Here is a 17,229-nt window from a genome sequence, read left to right as displayed (position 1 = left end):
TCCTCTCCTCGATGAGGTGCGCGGGATCTTAGGCGATACCGCAAAATGCGCCGCCATGACCGTCCCGTCCCGCCCCGCCCCATCCATCCTGATCCTGGCCGCCCATCCGGACCTGGCCCATTCGCGCATCACCCGCGCGATGCTGTCGGCCGCGCACGACCTGCCCAACGTGCGGGTGCGGGACCTGTACGCGCTTTACCCCGATTACTCGATCGACACGCAGGCAGAGCAGGACGCGCTGCGCGACGCCGAGCTGCTGGTCTGGCTGCACCCGATGCACTGGTACGGCATGCCGGCGCTGATGAAGCTGTGGGTGGACGAGGTGCTGAGCGTCGGCTTCGCCTACGGCCAGGCGGGCCACGCGCTGCACGGCAAGGACCTGTGGCTGGTGAGCTCCACCGGCGGCAGCGCGCATTCGTACAGCGCCGAGGGCTACAACCGCCACCCGGTCGGTGACTTCCTGCTGCCCTATGCCCAGACCGCCGCGCTGTGCGGCATGCGCTTCCTGCCGCCGCTGATCCTGCATGGCGCGCAGAAGGCGGACACGGCGCAGGTCCAGGCCCACGCGCAGGCCTTCACCGAGGGGCTGCGCGAACTGCCCCAATGGTGCGAGCGCCAGCCCGAGCCCGCCCAGGAGGCCGTCCCCGACGACGAGCGTCCCGCCAACCAGGAAGGAGTGCCGGTCTGATGGAAGCGACGCATGGCAATTGGCTGCTGACCCCGCTGGTGCTGCTGGCGGCGGCGGTGCTCGCGGTGCCGCTGGCGCGGGGGCTCAAGCTCGGCTCCATCCTCGGCTACCTCGTCGCCGGCGTGCTGCTGGGCCCGCAGGTGCTGGGGCTGATCAGCCATCCGGCGACGGTGCTGGAAATCGGCGAGTTCGGTGTCGTGCTGATGATGTTCCTCGTCGGCCTGGAGCTGGAGCCCAAGCGGCTGTGGGCGATGCGCCGGCCGATCTTCGGCTGGGGTTCGGCGCAGATGCTGGGCTGCGCGGCGCTGCTGCTGATCCCGTCGTTCTGGCTGGACGCCGACTGGCATGCCGCGGTGATCGCGGCGCTGGGCCTGGCGATGTCCTCGACGGCGGTGGCGCTGGCGGTGCTGAGCGAGAAGAACCTGGGCAACACGCGCGCCGGGCAGAGCGTCATCAGCGTGGCGCTGCTGCAGGACATCGCCGCCATCCCGGTGCTGGCGCTGGTGCCGCTGCTGGCCAGCCAGGGCCGCCCGGCGGCCGGCCATTCCAGCGCGAAGCTCTGGCTGGCGCTGGGCGCGCTGGTGGCGATCGTGCTCGGCGGCCGGCTGCTGCTGCGGCCGGTGCTGCGCTGGATCGCGCGCAGCGGCACGCCGGAGATCTTCACCGCCGCCTCGCTGCTGCTGGTGCTGGGTACCGCGGCGCTGATGCAGCAGGTCGGCCTGTCGATGGCGCTGGGCGCCTTCGCCGCCGGCGTGCTGCTGGCCGAGAGCGAATACCGCCGCGCCCTGGAGGCCGACCTGGAGCCCTTCAAGGGCCTGCTGCTGGGGATGTTCTTCATCGCCGTCGGTATGGGGCTGGACTTGACGGTGCTGTGGCAGAGGCCGTTCGCCGTGCTGGGCCTGCTGGCCGCGCTGTGGCTGTGCAAGGGCCTGGTGCTGGCGGTGCTCGCCCGGATGATGGGCCTGCCCAAGGCGGACCGCGCCGTGTTCGTGATCCTGCTGGCGCAAGGTGGCGAGTTCGGCTTCGTCGTCTTCCAGTTGGCCGAGCAGGCCACGCTGCTGGACAGCGGGCAACGCTCGGTGCTGGTGGCGGCGGTGGCGCTGTCGCTGGCGCTCACGCCCGCGCTGCTGGCCTGGGCGCAGCGCCGCGCGGGGCAGGTGGAGCAGCAGTCGCCCCACGAGCTCAAGGAGCAGCAGGACCGGCCCGTGATCATTGCCGGCTTCGGCCGTTACGGTCAGATCATCGGCCGGATGCTGAACGCGAACGGGATGTCGGCGACGGTGCTGGACCACGACGCGGACATGGTGGAGTCCCTGCGGCGCTTCGGATGGCGGGTGTTCTGGGGCGACGCCTCGCGGCTGGAACTGCTGCGCACCGCCGGCGCAGAGACCGCCCATGTGCTGGTCATCGCCGTCGACAACATCGAGCACAGCGTCAAGATCGCAGAGATCGCCCGGCAGCACTTCCCTCACCTGACCATCGTGGCGCGGGCCCGCAACGTCCAGCACTACTACACCCTGCGCGAATTGGGCGTCGAGCTGATCGAGCGCGAGACGCTGGACTCGGCGCTGATGAGCGCCCGCAGCGTGCTGGAGAAGCTGGGCTGGACGCCGCACGCGGCGCGGCAACTGGCATGGCGCTTCCGCCGCCACAGCGTCGAGCAAATGGAGCGGATGCGGCCGCACCGGGGCGATCTGGACACGCTGATCGCGATGTCCAAGCGCGGTCAGGCCCAGTTGGAAGAACGGCTGGCGGCCGAGCGCCGCGCGCTCGCCGACGGCCGCGGCGGACAACCCTGGCAGGAACCGGCCGGCCCGCCCGGGGCGCCCCCCGCGGCCGCCGAGCAGCCCCGGCCGGACAAGGCTTGAGCTTGCCGGCGACAATCACGGACTTATGTTTGCCCCATCCCAACTCGAGGTCCGCCGCTTCTTCTGCCAGACCTATCGCAAGCAGCGCGACGGCATGCCGCTCACGCCGATGGAGGCGATCGCCTCCGACTGGATCGCCCAGCATCCGGAGTACCACGACGACCTGGCCGACGAGACCGCCGCGCTGGCGGCGGTCTACACCGTCGAGGACGGCAGGACGAATCCGTTCCTGCACCTTTCCATGCATCTGAGCCTGATCGAGCAGCACCAGATCGACCAGCCGCGCGGCGTCCGCCAGGCACTGGACCTGCTGGCGGCGCGCCGGCAGTCGCTGCACGAGGCGCACCATGAAGCGATGGAGTGTCTGGGCGAAATGATCTGGACGTCCCAGCGCAGCGGCACGCCGCCGGACGGTTTCGCCTACCTGGATTGCCTGCGGCGCAAGGCGACCAAGACACCCGCATAACGACCGACCACGCACCCGGTCACCGAACCATCAAAGGACGCAACGGTTGACGTCCTCGGTGGCGAAACCGTGGAAGGGCGGGAGTGGTTGGGGACGGTGAGGCATGGGGTTTTGGCGCAGGCCAAGGCCCCATGCCTCGGCGGCCAACGCCTGGCCCCGGCAGGCAGGCGGTCGCCGGAGAGCAAAGAGCAAACCCAAGAAGCAAAAAGGCCACGCACATCGCGTGGCCTTCGCCGTTCAAGAGAGAGAACCGGCTTACGCCTGAATCGATCCACCCAACGCCGATTTGCGCTCGTTCTTGCCGGATGCGCCGTACAGCCCGGTCGACTCCCCCGGCATCAGCACGTCGATCGCGCGATCCAGCGCCGCGGTGGCGCGGGCCAGCGATTCGCGCTGGGCGGCGACGCGGCCGCCGGCCTGCATCAGACGGGTGCGCAAGCCCTGCGGCACGGTGCCCGTACGGGCCGCCGCGCTGAATTGCTCGATCGCACGGGCCAGCGCCGCATGCAGCGATGCCGCGTGCAACTCGATCGCCTGCGAGTCGCGCCGATGCAGCGCGTCGCCCAGCAGGTTCAGGCAGCTTTCGACGTCCTGCAGCGGTTGCTCCAGGTCGGCGGGGGTCGAGGTCAAGGGCGTGGCGGTCATGGCGGCAACGAAAAACTTCGTCTACGGGCGCTTTGGCTCAGGTTTAACCGAACTCATCAGCGATCAATGCGAGGGCATCGAGCGGCCCACCATCTCCGTCGCATTGGCGATCAGCTTGTCGGCGATCGCATCGGCGTTGATGGTGAACTTGCCGTCCTCGATGGCCTTGGCGATGCGTTGCACCTTCTCGGTGTCGAAGCTGCCTTCGTCCGAGCCGGCACCGGCGATCAGGCTGCTGGCCGTGCTGGACAGTTCCACCTGGGCTCCCGCATCCGTCTGGCCCGCCTTGCCCGGTTGCGCACGGCCGGCATCGGTCGCGCCGGGGCGCTCGTTGCTCAGCTTGGTGTAGGCGTTCAGTTCAGGGCTATTACCGATCTTCATGGCAAATCTCCATGGGTCCGACACACGCCGGACCACTTCCAATACTCGGTATATCGGCCCGCGGGCGGGCGACTTTAGGGACGAGCTTCACAAATCCGACAACCTGGAGGGTGACATGCATCACAGGAGCACCTCCACCCGCCGTTCACCGATGGTACGCCCGGTGACCATGCGCCCGTTGTCGAAGCGCACACGGACGTCCTGGCCTTCCAGTCCGACGCCCATCGCCTGGCCCTCCCCGGCCACGGCATAACCGGTTCCGGTCGCCAAGACCTGCACCCGGTCGCCCGGTTGCACCCATTGGCGCAGTTTCAGATCGGACGACCGCAGCGCGTCGCCGACGGTGACCGGCCGCGCCAGGTGGCGGCCGACCCAGGCATCCGGTTGTGTATAGATGGCCCCGGCTTCGCCCGCAATATCAACTTCGGCCAAACGCAGGTGATCTTGAGTCAGGAGCGTGCCGGCCGGCAGGTCGGAGGCCGCGACATACGCCTGCCCATAGACCCGGATCGTCAGCGGCAGCGTCACATTCCACTTGGTCACGCCGGCCAGGCAGCGCAGGCCCAGGCGGGTGCGACCCCACATCTTCTGGCCCGGCGGCAGGTAGGGCTGGATCTGGCCGCACGGCGCCAGGCGCAGGCGCGGGTCCAGACGGCCCAGCTCGACTTCCACGCGGGCCTGCGTCGGCGCCACCTGGCGCGCGCCGGCCATCGCCAGCACCTGCAGGCGCTGCTCCAGCGTGGCGTCCAGCGCGCCGAGGCCGCTGGGTTCGCTGCCGGGAACGATCACCGACGCCGCCGTGCCCGGCGCCGCCTGGGCGCGAGCCTCGCCGCAGAGCCCGAACATCAGCCAGACCGACAGCAGCGCGCCGGCCAGGAAGGCAGGCAGCGTTTGCACGTGGGTGTGGCGGCAGGGTGTCGACATGGGACGGAACTGTACGGCCCGGCCTGTCGCCGATGGCGTCGAAATGCGCCGCGAACACCCGTCTTATCGCGCTCATGTTTTCCGGCCTGCTGCCCACAATGCCCGAACGTGACAAACCGAGGGCGCGTCCCAGGACCCCGCCCCGCCGTCCCGAAGGAGATACGAATGCTGAACAAACTGACCGAAGCGATGAACTTCCAGTCCCAGGCGCTGACCCTGCGGGCGGAGCGCCAGCGTCTGCTCGCCAGCAACATCGCCAACGCGGACACGCCGGGGTATCAGTCCCGGGACATGGATTTCGCCAAGGCGCTGCGCGAGGCGACCTCGCCCATGGCCAGCCCGGCGGACAGCAACCAGACCCTGACCCAGCGCACCCAGAACGCGCTGCAGAACAGCCTCAGCGCCATGACCAGCATGGACAGCAACACCGTGGACATGGACCGCGAGCGCGCCAGCTTCGCCGACAACACGGTGAAGTACGAGGCATCGCTGCGATTCCTGAACGGCAGCATCCGCACCATGATGGATGCGATGAAGTCGCCGAACGCGGCCTGAGCGGCCTGACGCCCCACCCGAGCCCAGGAGCCCGTCATGTCCATGTTCAGCATCTTCCATATCTCCGGCAGCGCCGTCAGCGCGCAGAGCCAGCGCCTGAACGCCGTGGCCAGCAACATGGCCAACGCGGACACCGTCGCCGGCCCGGACGGCCAGGCCTACAAGGCGCGCCAGGTGGTGTTCCAGAGCGTCATGGCGCAGAACGGCACCGACCAGACCGACGTCGGCGTGCAGGTGGTGGGCGTGCAGGAGAACCAGACCCCCGGCCGCCGCGTCCACGACCCGAGCCACCAGTTGGCCGACGCCGACGGCTACGTCACCTACAGCAACGTGAACAGCGTGGAGGAGATGGTCAACATGATCTCCGCCTCCCGCTCGTACCAGAACAACCTGGAGGTCATGGGCACCGCCAAGTCGTTGCTGCTCAAGACCCTGCAGATGGGCCAGGGCTGACCGCCCGCTCCCGAATAACCGAACGGAAAGCCCGCCATGGATTTCTCCAACCTGAACGTCAATTCGAGCACCGGCGCGACCTCCAACACGGCGGCGTCCAGCGCCACCGGCACGAGCGCGCAGGAGACCTCCGACCGCTTCCTGAAGCTGCTGGTCGCGCAGTTGCAGAACCAGGACCCGATGAACCCGATGGACAACGCCGCGGTCACCACGCAGATGGCGCAGATCCAGACCGTCACCGGCGTCAGCACGCTCAACACCAGCATCCAGGGCCTGGCCAACCAGTTCGGCCAGATGCAGGCGCTGCAGAGCGTCAGCCTGGTCGGCCGCTCGGTGACCGTGCCCGGCAACAAGGTCTCGGTCGCGGACGGCAAGGCCACGCTGAACTACGAGCTTTCCGGCCCGGCCGACACCGTCAAGCTGGAGATCCTCAACGGCGCCGGCGCGGTGGTCTCCACGCAGGACCTGGGCGCGCAGAAGAGCGGCGCCCAGACCTTCAACTGGGACGCCTCCAAGGCCACCGAGACCGCCAACCTGACCTTCCGCGTCACCGCCACCAAGAGCGGCGCCGCGGTGGCCTCCACCACCATGACCCGCGATGTGGTGAACGCCGTGAACACCAGCGGGTCGAAGTTGCAGCTCGAGTTGAAGAACTCGGGCCTGGTCGACTACGACAAGGTCCGCTCGCTGGGCTGACCGCCCGGCCGCCCTCCCCCACGCATCGCCGCATCACCGCCTTACCCGCCTGAACCGCCCAAGGACATCCCATGAGCTTCCAACAAGGCCTCTCCGGACTGAACGCTTCCAGCAAGAACCTGGAAGTCATCGGCAACAACATCGCCAACTCCCAGACCTACGGCGCCAAGGCGTCGCGGGCCGAGTTCGCGGACATGTACGCCGCCTCGCTCAACGGTGCCGGCTCCAATGACGTCGGCATCGGCGTGCAGATCCAGACGGTGGCCCAGCAGTTCACGCAGGGCAACATCTCGATCACCGAGAACCCGATGGACCTGGCCATCAACGGCGCCGGCTTCTTCCAGGTGTCCGACGGCAAGAGCCCGACGGTGTACACCCGCAACGGCCAGTTCAAGGTCGACAAGGACGGCAACATCGTCAACAACGCCCAGCTCAAGCTGATGGGCTATCCGGCCGACGCCAACGGCGTGATCCAGCCGGGCCTGGCGCAGGGCCTGAAGCTGCCCACCGGCGGCATCGACCCCAAGGTCACCGACAACATCAAGATGGAGTTCAACCTGGACTCCCGCGCCGGCCCGACCGCCGCCTACGACCTGACCGATCCGGCCGACCCCAACTCGGCCAAGATCGACAAGACCGGCATCACGCTGAACGACCCGACCTCGTACAACAACGCGACGTCGATGACGGTCTACGACGCCAAGGGCCAGCCCACCGCGCTGACCATGTACTTCCAGCGCGCCAACAACGACGACGCCAACGGCAACACCGTCTGGAACGTCTACCTGACCGCCAACGGCAGCGCGGTGAAGTTCGACGCGCAGGGCAACCCGATCGAGACCGACGACGGCACCGCCAAGGGCAATCCGCTGACGCCGTTCACGCAGATGACCTTCCTGCCCACCGGCGGCAAGCCGGTGTCGCCCGGCCCCAGCACCTTCCTCAACCTCAAGATCCCCGCCGGCACGAACGCGCAGGGCGCCCCGACGCTGCCCATCCCCGCGCCGCCCGCCGACCCGTCCGATCCGTCGGTCCAGGGCATCAAGTTCGACCTGCGCAGCGCGACCGAAAACGGCTCCAACTTCGCCGTCACCGACCTGACGCAGGACGGCTACGCGCCGGGCCAACTGGTCGGCATCAAGCTGGAGAACAACGGCATCGTCACCGCCCGGTATTCGAATGGCGAGTCCAAGCCGGCCGGCCAGGTCGAGCTGGCCAACTTCCGCAATCCGCAGGGCCTGCAACCGCTGGGCGGCAACGTCTGGTCGCGCACCAACGCGTCCGGCGATCCGGTCGTGGGCGTGCCCGGCGACGGCAACCTGGGCTCGCTGACGCCGGGCGCGCTGGAGGAATCCAACGTCGACCTGACCTCGGAGCTGGTGAACATGATGACCGCGCAGCGCGTCTATCAGGCCAACTCGCAGACCATCAAGACCCAGGATCAGGTGCTCCAGACCCTGGTCAACCTGCGCTGATCGCGCCCGCTGAGGAGACCCGGCCATGGACCGCATGATCTACCTGTCGATGAGCGGCGCGCAGGCGGCGATGTCTCGCCAGGACGTGCTGTCCAACAACCTGGCCAACGCCAACAGCAACGGCTTCCGGGCCGAGCTGCAGGCCTTCCGCGCCGTGCCCATCCGGGGCGACGGCGCCAGCACGCGCGCCTTCGCGCTGGAGACGACCACCGGCCACGACCTGTCGGCCGGCCCGATCACCACGACCGACCGCAACCTGGACGTCGCCATGAAGGGCAAGGCCTGGATGGCGGTGCAGGCGCCGGACGGCACCGAGGCCTATACCCGCGCCGGCTCCATGGACGTGGACCAGGACGGCGTGCTGCGCATGCGCAACGGCCTGCAGGTGCTGGGCGACGGCGGCGCGATCACCGTGCCCCCCAACTCCACCATCTCCATCGGCGACGACGGCACCGTGGTCGCCAAGGCCGACGGCCAGCGCCCGGTGAACATCGGCCGCATCAAGCTCGTCACCGAGGACGGCCGCTTCACCCGCCGCGACGACGGCCTGTTCGTGGCCGCCGGCGGCGACCCGCTGCCGGCCGACCCGGCGGCGCGCCTGCAATCGGGCGCGCTCGAGGGCTCCAACGTGAGCCCCGTCGAGACCATGGTCGGCATGATCGCCGCCGCCCGCCAGTTCGAGCAGCAGATGAAATTGCTCTCGATCGCCCAGACCCATGGACAAGCCGCTTCCAAGCTGCTGTCCGACAGCTGACCGCGGAGCGCCGCGCTGCTCGCCCAGTCAACGGATTAGGAGTTACCGATGCTTCGTTCCCTGTGGACCGCCAAGACCGGCATGGAAGCCCAGCAGACCCAGCTGGATGTCATTTCCCACAACCTGGCCAACGTCTCGACCAACGGCTTCAAGAAGTCGCACGCCGTCTTCGAGGACCTGATGTACCAGACCCTGCGCCAGCCCGGCGCCAACAACACCGAGCAGACCACGCTGCCCACCGGCATGCAGGTCGGCCTGGGCGCGCGCGCGGTGGCGACCTCGCGCAGCCACTCGCAGGGCAGCCTGACGCAGACGTCCAACTACCTGGACGTGGCCGTCAAGGGCAACGGCTTCTTCCAGATCCAGATGCCGGACGGCACCACCGCCTACACCCGTGACGGGAGCTTCCAGCTCGACGCCAACGGCCAGGTCGTGACCAACAACGGCAACACGGTGCTGCCCGGCATCATCGTGCCGGCCGACGCCAAGTCGCTGACCATCGGCGCCGACGGCACCGTCAGCGTGACCACCGCCGCCAGCACCACGCCGACCACGCTGGGCCAGCTGCAACTGGCCAACTTCATCAACCCGCCGGGGCTGGACTCGCTGGGCGGCAACCTCTACGCCGAGACCGTCGCCTCGGGCACGCCGCAGACCGGCGCGCCGGGCACCAACAGCCTGGGCACGGTGCAGCAGGGTTTCGTCGAGACGTCCAATGTCAACGTGGTCGAGGAGCTGGTGCAGATGATCCAGACCCAGCGCGCCTACGAAATGAATTCCAAGGCGATCCAGACGACCGACCAGATGCTGCAGAAGCTGTCGCAGATCTGATGCCCCCAGCGTCGCCGTCCGCCGCGACGCCCCGCGCCCCCCGTTCCTGAGATCCAAGGAGTTGTTCATGACCTTGTCCCTCGTCACCTCCCGCCTGGCCGGCCTGGCCGGCCTGACCCGGCTGGCCGCCCCGGCCGCCGCCGCCGCGATGCTCGGCGCCTGCGGCGCCATGTACCCGCAGCCGCGCGTGGACATGCAGCCGGCCCCGGTCGTCAAGATGCCCGAGCCGATCCCGGCCGCCGCCAACAACGGCGCGATCTACCAGAACGCCAACTACCGCCCGCTGTTCGAGGACCATCGCGCCCGACTGGTCGGCGACATCGTCACGGTGCAGATCGTCGAGAAGGTCAGCGCCTCGCAGAAGTCCAGCTCCGAGCTGGACAAGACCGGCGCGCTGGCGGCCGGCGTGACGGCCATCCCCGGCTTCGCGCCGAACTCGTTCGCCAACGGCCGCGCGGAGGTGTCGGGCTCCTCGTCCAACAAGAGCACCGGCAAGGGCACGAACGAGAACACCAACGACTTCTCCGGCACCGTCACCGCCGTGGTCACCGGCGTGCTGCCCAACGGCCACCTGCTGATCTCGGGCGAGAAGCAGGTCGGCGTGAACAACAACGTCGACGTGCTGCGCTTCTACGGCCAGGTCGACCCGCAGTCGATCCGCCAGGGCAACACCGTCGCCTCGACCGCGATCGCCAATGTCCGGGTCGAGCAGCGCGGTCGCGGCGCCACCGCCGATGCGCATGGAATTGGCTGGCTATCCCGCTTCTTCTTGAACCTTTCGCCCATTTAAGTTTCCCCACAATCGGCCACACGAGTCTGCCAACCGTGTGACCGAGATGTACCCCACCACATTCCCCCTCTTCCTTCGCCGCTCCTCCCGCTCCGCCCGCCAACTGGCGGCCGGCCTGCTGAGCCTGATGGCGCTGTTGTCCGCGGCCACCCCGGCCCAGGCCACGCGCATCAAGGAAGTCGCGGCGGTGCAAGGCGTGCGTTCCAACCCGTTGACCGGCTACGGCCTGGTGGTGGGGCTGGACGGCACCGGCGACCAGACCACCCAGGCCCCGTTCACGGGCCAGAGCATGACGGCGATGCTGCAGCAGTTCGGCGTGCTGCTGCCGCCCGGCGTGACCATGCAGCCGCGCAACGTCGCGGCGGTCATGATCACCACGTCCCTCCCCCCCTTCGCGCAGCCCGGCCAGCCGCTGGACGTGGTGGTGTCCTCGATGGGCAACGCCAAGAGCCTGCGCGGCGGCACGCTCATCGCCACGCCGCTGCGCGGCGCGGACGGCCAGGTCTACGCCATCGCCCAGGGCAACCTGGTGGTGGGCGGCGCGGGCGCGTCGGCCGGCGGCTCCAAGGTGCAGATCAACCACCTCAGCGCCGGCCGCATCCCCGGCGGCGCGCTGGTCGAGCGCAGCGTGCCCACGCCGCTGCAGCAGAACGAATACCTCCAGCTGGACCTGAACGCCTCCGACTTCGGCACCGCGCGCGCGGTCGCCAAGGCGATCAACAAGGCCAAGGGCGACGGCACCGCGATGGCGCTGGACGGCCGCGTCGTGAAGGTGCGCGTGCCGCTGGCGCCGGACGCACGCGTCGCCTTCCTGGCCGACATGGAAAACCTGCCCTTCGACCTGGAGATCCCCGCCGCGCGCATCGTCATCAACGCGCGCACCGGCTCCGTGGTGATGAACCAGGCGGTCACGCTGCAGCCCTGCGCGGTGGCGCACGGCAACCTGGCGGTGACCATCACCAGCACGCCGCAGGTCAGCCAGCCCAATGCGCTGTCGGGCGGCCAGACCACGGTGACCGAGAAGACCGACATCTCGATCAAGCAGGAGCCCGGCTCGCTGATCCAGCTGCCGGCCGGCGCGCGCCTGAACGACGTCGTCAAGGCGCTCAACACGCTGGGCGCCACGCCGCAGGACCTGCTGGCCATTCTCCAGGCAATGAAGAGCGCCGGCGCCCTGCAGGCCGAGCTGGAGGTGATCTGACATGGCCCTCTCCACCCCGCTGAGCACCACCCTGGGCATGGGCATGAACGGCCTGAGCGCGGACACGCGCTCGGTCGAGCAGCTCAAGTCCACCGCGTCGCGCGATCCCAAGGCCGCGATCAAGGAAACCGCCAGGCAGTTCGAGTCCCTCTTCATGCAGGAGGTGATGAAGAGCATGCGCCAGGCCACGATGAGCTCCGGCATGCTGGACAACTCGGCCACGCAGATGGGCTCCGAGATGCTGGACCAGCAGTACGCCGGCAAGCTGACCGGCCTGCCCGGCGGGCTGTCGCAGGCGATCGAGCGCCACCTGCAGCGCCAGCTCGGCGTCAAGGACGGCGAGCTGCCGAGCGCGAAGAACGCCGCCGCCACGACGCAGTTGCCGCAGCTCGCGGTCAAGAACGTGCAGCCCCACGTGCAGGACTTCATCCTCAAGCACGACGGCGCCGCCAAGGCCGCGCAGGCGCAGACCGGCATCCCGGCCAGCTTCATGATCGCGCAGGCCGCGCACGAGTCCGGCTGGGGCAAGCGCGAGATCCTGAACAAGGACGGCTCGACCAGCTTCAACGTCTTCGGCATCAAGGCCGGCGCCAACTGGAGCGGCAAGGTCGCCGAGGTACAGACCACCGAGTACGTCGACGGCAAGCCCACGCGCGTCACCGCCAAGTTCCGCGCCTACGGCAGCTACGAGGAAGCCTTCAAGGACTACGCCAAGCTGATCGGCAACAACGACCGCTACCGCGACGTGGTGGCCAAGGCCAACACCGGCAACGCCGAGGGCTTCGCCAAGGGCCTGCAGAAGGCCGGCTACGCCACCGACCCCGAGTACGCCAGCAAGCTGGCGCGCACCATCAACACGACCATGCGCGTGCAACGCGCGATGGCGTGAGCGCGCGCCTGAGCCGGCACAGGAAGGATTGAGGAGGAGCCCATGAGTACCTCTCCGCTGCTCTCGCTCGGCATGCGCGCGATGTTCGCCAACCAGGCGGCATTGCAGACCATCGGGCAGAACATCGCCAACGCCAACACCCCGGGCTACTCGCGCCAGGACGTGGTGCTGACGACGCCCGAGGGCCAGTTCACCGGCGCGGGCTACTTCGGCAAGGGCGTCAACGTGGAGACGGTCACCCGCTCCCACAACGAGTTCCTCACCCGTGAAGCCGCGGCCGCCAAGTCGCAGGCCTTCATGGACACCTCCATGCAATCGCAGCTGGGCCAGTTGGAGAAGCTGTTCCCGACCGGCTCCGACGGCCTGGGCCAGGCGACCAACGACTTCCTCAACGCGCTGGTCGACGTGGCCAGCCGCCCGTCCGACCCATCCGCGCGCCAGGTGGTGCTGGGCAAGGCCAACGATCTGGCCGCGCGCTTCCAGAGCGCGGGCCAGCAACTGGCCGACCTGCAGTCCGGCGTCGTCAGCGACCTGAACGCCAACGTCAAGCAGGTCAATGAACTGGCCAAGCAGATCGCCGCCGCCAACGACCAGATCGCCCGTACCGCCGGCACCAGCCACACGCCCAACGACCTGCTGGACAAGCGCGACCAGTTGGTCTCGCAGCTCAGCCAGTACGTGCAGGTCACCACCGTCGACAACGCGCGGGACGGCACCGTCGGCGTGTTCATCGGCGGCGGCCAGCGCCTCGTGCTGGGCGGCCAGGCGCAGGAGCTCAAGGTCACCCCCGACCCCTACGACGGCGCCCGCGCGCAGCTGTCGATCAGCGACGCCAGCGGCACGCGCGTGCTGGACGACAGCACGCTCACCGGCGGGTCGCTGACGGCGCTGCTGCGCTACCAGAACACCCATCTTCAGGACGCCCGCAACATGCTGGGCCAGATGGCCACGGCGCTGGCCACGCGGGTCAACGAGCAGCAGAAGTTGGGCGTCGACCTGAAGGCGCAGGCCGGCGGACCGCTGTTCACGATCGCCAATCCGACGGTGCTGCCGGCCGTGACCAACCGCGGCGACGCGCGCGTCACCGCGTCCGTCAGCGACGGCGCGCTGGTGCCGGCGCTGTCCTTCACGATCACGCCGGACCCGACCGGCACGCCCGACAGCTACCAGATCGCGGTGCGGCCGGGCGGTCAGCCGACGCTGATGTCCAACGACCAGATCAAGGCCGCCTACGGCATCAGCCTGTCGATGACCGGCACCATGCAGCAGGGTGACAGCTTCCTGCTCGAACCGGTGGCCGGCGCGGCGGGCAGCTTCAAGCGCGCGCTGGACGATCCGGCCGGCCTGGCCGCGGCCTCGCCCATCGTCGCCACCACCAGCATCGACAACAAGGGCACGGCCACGGTCGACTCGCTGTACGCGGTCAATGCCAAGTTCGACAAGAGCAAGCAGCCGGCGACGGTGCAGTTCGGCACCGTCAACGCCGACAACAGCATCAACTACACGATCACGCTGTCGGACAACACCAGCGTCAGCGGCACCTGGAAGGCCGGCGGCGCGATCGGCAACGATCCCGCCAACGGCGTCGACCTCGGCTTCGAGCTGCGCATGAACGGCGTGCCGCGCGAGGGCGACAAGATCGCGCTGGACGTGTCCGACAAGGTGGTCTCCACCAACAACGGCAACGCCAAGGCCTTCCTGGCGCTGCAGACCACGCCTTTCGTCGGCAAGCAGCTGCAGGCCGACGGCACGACCTCGCGCGGCCAGACCGTCACCGAGGCCTATGCCGCGGCGATGGCCGACATCGGCTCGCGCGTGCAGGGCGCGGACTACCTGGCGCAGGTGTCGACCTCGGTCGCCAGCGACGCCGAGGCCACCCGCTCCAGCCAGGCCGGCGTCAACCTCGACGAGGAAGCCGCCAAGCTGATGCAGTTCCAGCAGGGCTACCAGGCCGCGGCCAAGATGCTGCAGGCCGCGCAAAGCCTGTTCGACCAATTGCTGAGCGTCGTCGGCCGCTGAGCGGCGCGACGTCATCGATCTAGAGGGACCGACCCATGCGACTCTCCACCGCCAACATGTTCGACGCCAGCATCGCCACGCTGCAGCGCCGTCAACAGGAAATGCAGGACGCGCAGCAGCGCCTGACCTCCGGCAAGCGCGTCGAGCGCGCCAGCGACGACCCCACCGGCGCCGCCCGCGCGGAACGCGCGCGCACCTCCATCGGCCAGGTCGACGCCAGCCAGCGCGCGCTGGACGCCAGCCGCAACAGCATGACGCTGGCGGAAAGCGCGCTGGGCGACGCCAACGAGCTGATGCAGCAGATCCGCGAGACCATGCTCGCCGCCGGCAACGCCAGCTACAGCGACCCGGAACGCAAGAGCCTGGCCACCAAGATCCAGGGCCTGCGCGATCAGTTGCTGTCGATCGCCAATCGCAGCGACGGCGCCGGCGGTTTCCTGTTCTCCGGCCAGGGCACCAACGGCACGCCGTTCCTCGACAACCCGGTGCAACGGGACGCCGCGGGCAACCGCATCGGCGGGGGCGTGGGCTTCGAGGGCGTGTCGGGCAACGTCAGCACCGGCAACCTGGAGAACTACCCGCTCAGCGTCGACGGCCGCATGGCCTGGGAGCAGGCGCGCAGCGGCAACGGCACCTTCGAGACCGGCGTGGCACCCAACGCGCTCACCAACAAGTCCGCGACCGGCTGGGTCGACGCCGGCCGCGTCACCGACCCCACCGCGATCACCGGCGACAGCTACAGCATCGTCATCAGCGGCACCGCGCCGTCGCAGACCTACACGGTGTTCAACGAAACGCAGGGTCATGTGCCCGTCGCGAGCGACAACTTCAGCACCGGCAACACGGTGAAGTTCGACGGCATGGCGATGACCATCTCCGGCGCGCCGTCGGACGGCGACACCTTCACCGCCAAGCCGTCGACCAACGACCTGAAGCTCTTCGACGTGCTGGACCGCACCATCGAATCGCTCAAGACCACGGGTCGCACCGGCACCGAGGTCACGCAGGCCAATCTGCTGAACCTGCGCGACCTGGACGCGGTGGCCGGCAACCTGACCAACGTGCGCAGCCAGGTCGGCGAGCAGATGAACAACCTGGACGGATCGGAGTCCCGCCTGCAGACGCTGAAGGTTTACAACCAGGCTGAGCAATCTGCCGCAGAGGACCTGGACATGACGCAGGGCATTTCCGACTTCCAGAACCAGCAGACGGGCTACGATGCGGCGCTGAAGACCTACTCGATGGTGCAGCGCATGTCGCTGTTCCAGTACATCAACAACTGAAGCGCCGATCCGCATGAACTCGACCCACGCCGTGTTGGGCCAATTGGCCCTGGGGTACGCGCCCCTGGTTTCCAAGTCCCTCGACATCGAGGCCACGCGCGTCACGGTGTTCGCGCTTCGCCCGGAGGGGTCGCCCGACGCGGGCGAGCTGCTCGCCGCGCTGAGCGAGGCCTTCCCGACCAAGGCGGTGCAGCTGAACGTCGCGCACGAGGGCTTGCTGAAGGGTCTGCTGGCGGCCCCGCTGCCGGCCAACGTGCGCATCGAAGTGCCAGCCTTCCTGCTGTCGGACGCCGAGCTCGCCGCCCAGGCGCAAGCGCGCGGCGCGCTGCTGAAGGGGCGCTCCGACGCGGCCGGTTTCAAGCAACTGGTGCTGGACCTGCCGGACCTGGCCAATGGTCCGCTGCCGGCGGGCAAGTCGGTGCTGGTCGCCGGAGCGCGCAGCGCCGCGGACTTCAAGCAGGCCTTCGACGGCGGCGCCGCCGGCGTGCTGGGCTGGACGGTGCATGGCGACTTCGAGGCCCCGCCGGCCTCGGCCGCCCGCAACGACGCGCAGGCGGACCTGCAGGTGATCGTCGAGTTGATGTCGCGCGTCGACCAGGGCGAGGACGTGGAGCGCCTGGAGCAGACGCTCAAGCGCGATCCCAGCCTGGCGTTCAAGCTGCTGCGCTACATGAATTCCGCCGCCTTCGGCCTGTCGGTCGAGGTGTCGTCGTTCCGTCACGCGATCATGCTGCTGGGCTACGCGCGACTGCGCCGCTGGCTGGCGCTGCTGCTGGCGACGGCGAGCAAGGACCATGCGATGCGCCCGGTCATGTTCGGCGCGCTGCGTCGCGGCCTGGTCATGGAGGAGCTGTCCAAGGGCATGGGCGATTCCGAGGTCCGCGACGAGATGTTCATCTGCGGCCTGTTCTCCCTGCTGGATCACATGCTGAAGCAGCCGTTCGAGAAACTGCTGCAGTCCATTCCGGTGCCGGAGCGCGTGCGCCAGGCGCTGGTGGACAAGACCGGCCCGTACCACGGCGCGCTGCAGCTGGTGCAGGCGATCGAGGACGAATCCGTCTTCGACGTCCGCGCCGCGCTGGACACGCTGATGCTGGGCGCGGACGAGGTCAACCACGCCGTGTTGCGCGCGCTGCACAAGGCCGCGCAACTGGAGTAAACAGGCACAGGGTCCCGCACCCCGCGGATCCCGCCCGCCACGGCCCCCGCCGAGTCCGACTCGCGGGGGCCGTTGTCATGGGCCCCACCGCGCTCATGCGCGACGATGCGCGGCCGATCCGATCACCGCCCGACGGACGCCGAGCGCCCGTC

At 68.8% G+C, this 17,229-nt stretch carries 18 protein-coding genes; 15 read left to right on the top strand and 3 right to left on the bottom strand.

Translation table 11 applies throughout. The features are described from left to right. Positions 1 to 55 precede the first annotated feature (55 nt). Genes kefF through CDN99_RS09175 form a run of 3 tightly spaced genes read left to right on the top strand, consistent with a single transcriptional unit; the run spans position 56 to position 3,022 of the window. Positions 56 to 688, top strand: a complete 633-nt coding sequence (gene kefF, locus CDN99_RS09185) for a glutathione-regulated potassium-efflux system oxidoreductase KefF (protein WP_088384563.1) — start codon at positions 56 to 58, stop codon at positions 686 to 688. Beyond that, a complete protein-coding gene (kefC, locus tag CDN99_RS09180; protein ID WP_088384562.1) occupies positions 688 to 2,556 on the top strand; it encodes a glutathione-regulated potassium-efflux system protein KefC in 1,869 nt (622 codons plus the stop codon). Before kefF ends, kefC begins: the two co-directional genes overlap by 1 nt. A 25-nt stretch (positions 2,557 to 2,581) precedes the next feature. Beyond that, the gene (locus CDN99_RS09175) at positions 2,582 to 3,022 is read left to right on the top strand and encodes a DUF1841 family protein (protein ID WP_088384561.1); all 441 of its coding nucleotides are present in this window, start codon (positions 2,582 to 2,584) and stop codon (positions 3,020 to 3,022) included. Positions 3,023 to 3,277: 255 nt separating this feature from the next. Here CDN99_RS09175 and CDN99_RS09170 read toward each other — a convergent pair whose 3' ends face one another. The 3 genes from CDN99_RS09170 to flgA form a co-directional block, all read right to left on the bottom strand. After that, positions 3,278 to 3,667, bottom strand: a complete 390-nt coding sequence (locus CDN99_RS09170) for a hypothetical protein (protein ID WP_088384560.1) — start codon at positions 3,665 to 3,667, stop codon at positions 3,278 to 3,280. 63 nt (positions 3,668 to 3,730) lie between these two features. Continuing rightward, positions 3,731 to 4,048 carry a flagellar biosynthesis anti-sigma factor FlgM gene (gene flgM / locus CDN99_RS09165; RefSeq protein ID WP_088384559.1) on the bottom strand — a complete coding sequence of 106 codons (318 nt, stop codon included), beginning with the start codon at positions 4,046 to 4,048 and terminating at the stop codon, positions 3,731 to 3,733. 120 nt (positions 4,049 to 4,168) lie between these two features. Then, the gene (flgA, locus tag CDN99_RS09160) at positions 4,169 to 4,972 is read right to left on the bottom strand and encodes a flagellar basal body P-ring formation chaperone FlgA (protein WP_088384558.1); all 804 of its coding nucleotides are present in this window, start codon (positions 4,970 to 4,972) and stop codon (positions 4,169 to 4,171) included. A 165-nt stretch (positions 4,973 to 5,137) separates the two neighbouring features. On the opposite strand from flgA, the gene flgB reads away from it, so the two are divergent. The 12 genes from flgB (at position 5,138) to CDN99_RS09100 (ending at position 17,077) form a co-directional block, all read left to right on the top strand. Beyond that, complete coding sequence (gene flgB / locus CDN99_RS09155) at positions 5,138 to 5,527, top strand: flagellar basal body rod protein FlgB (protein ID WP_088384557.1); 390 nt, start codon at positions 5,138 to 5,140, stop codon at positions 5,525 to 5,527. A gap of 36 nt (positions 5,528 to 5,563) precedes the next feature. Then, entirely contained in the window at positions 5,564 to 5,980 is a 417-nt protein-coding gene (gene flgC / locus CDN99_RS09150; protein WP_088384556.1) for a flagellar basal body rod protein FlgC, read from the top strand. 36 nt (positions 5,981 to 6,016) lie between these two features. Continuing rightward, entirely contained in the window at positions 6,017 to 6,676 is a 660-nt protein-coding gene (locus tag CDN99_RS09145) for a flagellar hook assembly protein FlgD (RefSeq protein ID WP_088384555.1), read from the top strand. 71 nt (positions 6,677 to 6,747) lie between these two features. Next, positions 6,748 to 8,151: a flagellar hook protein FlgE gene (gene flgE / locus CDN99_RS09140; protein WP_088384554.1), complete on the top strand. Its 1,404-nt coding sequence runs from the start codon at positions 6,748 to 6,750 to the stop codon at positions 8,149 to 8,151. Positions 8,152 to 8,176: 25 nt separating this feature from the next. Then, the gene (gene flgF, locus CDN99_RS09135) at positions 8,177 to 8,905 is read left to right on the top strand and encodes a flagellar basal-body rod protein FlgF (protein WP_088384553.1); all 729 of its coding nucleotides are present in this window, start codon (positions 8,177 to 8,179) and stop codon (positions 8,903 to 8,905) included. A gap of 48 nt (positions 8,906 to 8,953) precedes the next feature. Next, entirely contained in the window at positions 8,954 to 9,736 is a 783-nt protein-coding gene (gene flgG / locus CDN99_RS09130) for a flagellar basal-body rod protein FlgG (RefSeq protein ID WP_088384552.1), read from the top strand. A gap of 67 nt (positions 9,737 to 9,803) precedes the next feature. Continuing rightward, positions 9,804 to 10,526, top strand: coding sequence for a flagellar basal body L-ring protein FlgH (locus CDN99_RS09125; RefSeq protein WP_238139437.1), 723 nt, complete (start codon positions 9,804 to 9,806; stop codon positions 10,524 to 10,526). A 46-nt stretch (positions 10,527 to 10,572) separates the two neighbouring features. After that, complete coding sequence (locus CDN99_RS09120; protein WP_088384551.1) at positions 10,573 to 11,727, top strand: flagellar basal body P-ring protein FlgI; 1,155 nt, start codon at positions 10,573 to 10,575, stop codon at positions 11,725 to 11,727. Between the two features lies 1 nt (position 11,728). Further along, complete coding sequence (flgJ, locus tag CDN99_RS09115; protein WP_088384550.1) at positions 11,729 to 12,616, top strand: flagellar assembly peptidoglycan hydrolase FlgJ; 888 nt, start codon at positions 11,729 to 11,731, stop codon at positions 12,614 to 12,616. 42 nt (positions 12,617 to 12,658) lie between these two features. After that, a complete protein-coding gene (gene flgK, locus CDN99_RS09110; protein WP_088384549.1) occupies positions 12,659 to 14,635 on the top strand; it encodes a flagellar hook-associated protein FlgK in 1,977 nt (658 codons plus the stop codon). Between the two features lie 35 nt (positions 14,636 to 14,670). Further along, the gene (gene flgL / locus CDN99_RS09105) at positions 14,671 to 15,918 is read left to right on the top strand and encodes a flagellar hook-associated protein FlgL (protein WP_088384548.1); all 1,248 of its coding nucleotides are present in this window, start codon (positions 14,671 to 14,673) and stop codon (positions 15,916 to 15,918) included. 13 nt (positions 15,919 to 15,931) lie between these two features. Beyond that, positions 15,932 to 17,077, top strand: a complete 1,146-nt coding sequence (locus tag CDN99_RS09100; protein ID WP_088384547.1) for an HDOD domain-containing protein — start codon at positions 15,932 to 15,934, stop codon at positions 17,075 to 17,077. Positions 17,078 to 17,229: the final 152 nt, after the last annotated feature.

The organism is Roseateles aquatilis (assembly GCF_002205645.1).
Taxonomy (GTDB): domain Bacteria; phylum Pseudomonadota; class Gammaproteobacteria; order Burkholderiales; family Burkholderiaceae_C; genus Roseateles; species Roseateles aquatilis.
This window is presented reverse-complemented; position numbering and strand designations above follow the sequence as displayed.

What these genes read in the sequence shown, in the direction of transcription:
- kefF (WP_088384563.1), top strand. Translation starts at nt 56, where the DNA reads ATGACCGTCCCGTCCCGCCCCGCCCCATCCATCCTGATCCTGGCCGCC.
- kefC (WP_088384562.1), top strand. Translation starts at nt 688, where the DNA reads ATGGAAGCGACGCATGGCAATTGGCTGCTGACCCCGCTGGTGCTGCTG.
- CDN99_RS09175 (WP_088384561.1), top strand. Translation starts at nt 2,582, where the DNA reads ATGTTTGCCCCATCCCAACTCGAGGTCCGCCGCTTCTTCTGCCAGACC.
- CDN99_RS09170 (WP_088384560.1), bottom strand. Translation starts at nt 3,667, where the DNA reads ATGACCGCCACGCCCTTGACCTCGACCCCCGCCGACCTGGAGCAACCG.
- flgM (WP_088384559.1), bottom strand. Translation starts at nt 4,048, where the DNA reads ATGAAGATCGGTAATAGCCCTGAACTGAACGCCTACACCAAGCTGAGC.
- flgA (WP_088384558.1), bottom strand. Translation starts at nt 4,972, where the DNA reads ATGTCGACACCCTGCCGCCACACCCACGTGCAAACGCTGCCTGCCTTC.
- flgB (WP_088384557.1), top strand. Translation starts at nt 5,138, where the DNA reads ATGCTGAACAAACTGACCGAAGCGATGAACTTCCAGTCCCAGGCGCTG.
- flgC (WP_088384556.1), top strand. Translation starts at nt 5,564, where the DNA reads ATGTCCATGTTCAGCATCTTCCATATCTCCGGCAGCGCCGTCAGCGCG.
- CDN99_RS09145 (WP_088384555.1), top strand. Translation starts at nt 6,017, where the DNA reads ATGGATTTCTCCAACCTGAACGTCAATTCGAGCACCGGCGCGACCTCC.
- flgE (WP_088384554.1), top strand. Translation starts at nt 6,748, where the DNA reads ATGAGCTTCCAACAAGGCCTCTCCGGACTGAACGCTTCCAGCAAGAAC.
- flgF (WP_088384553.1), top strand. Translation starts at nt 8,177, where the DNA reads ATGGACCGCATGATCTACCTGTCGATGAGCGGCGCGCAGGCGGCGATG.
- flgG (WP_088384552.1), top strand. Translation starts at nt 8,954, where the DNA reads ATGCTTCGTTCCCTGTGGACCGCCAAGACCGGCATGGAAGCCCAGCAG.
- CDN99_RS09125 (WP_238139437.1), top strand. Translation starts at nt 9,804, where the DNA reads ATGACCTTGTCCCTCGTCACCTCCCGCCTGGCCGGCCTGGCCGGCCTG.
- CDN99_RS09120 (WP_088384551.1), top strand. Translation starts at nt 10,573, where the DNA reads ATGTACCCCACCACATTCCCCCTCTTCCTTCGCCGCTCCTCCCGCTCC.
- flgJ (WP_088384550.1), top strand. Translation starts at nt 11,729, where the DNA reads ATGGCCCTCTCCACCCCGCTGAGCACCACCCTGGGCATGGGCATGAAC.
- flgK (WP_088384549.1), top strand. Translation starts at nt 12,659, where the DNA reads ATGAGTACCTCTCCGCTGCTCTCGCTCGGCATGCGCGCGATGTTCGCC.
- flgL (WP_088384548.1), top strand. Translation starts at nt 14,671, where the DNA reads ATGCGACTCTCCACCGCCAACATGTTCGACGCCAGCATCGCCACGCTG.
- CDN99_RS09100 (WP_088384547.1), top strand. Translation starts at nt 15,932, where the DNA reads ATGAACTCGACCCACGCCGTGTTGGGCCAATTGGCCCTGGGGTACGCG.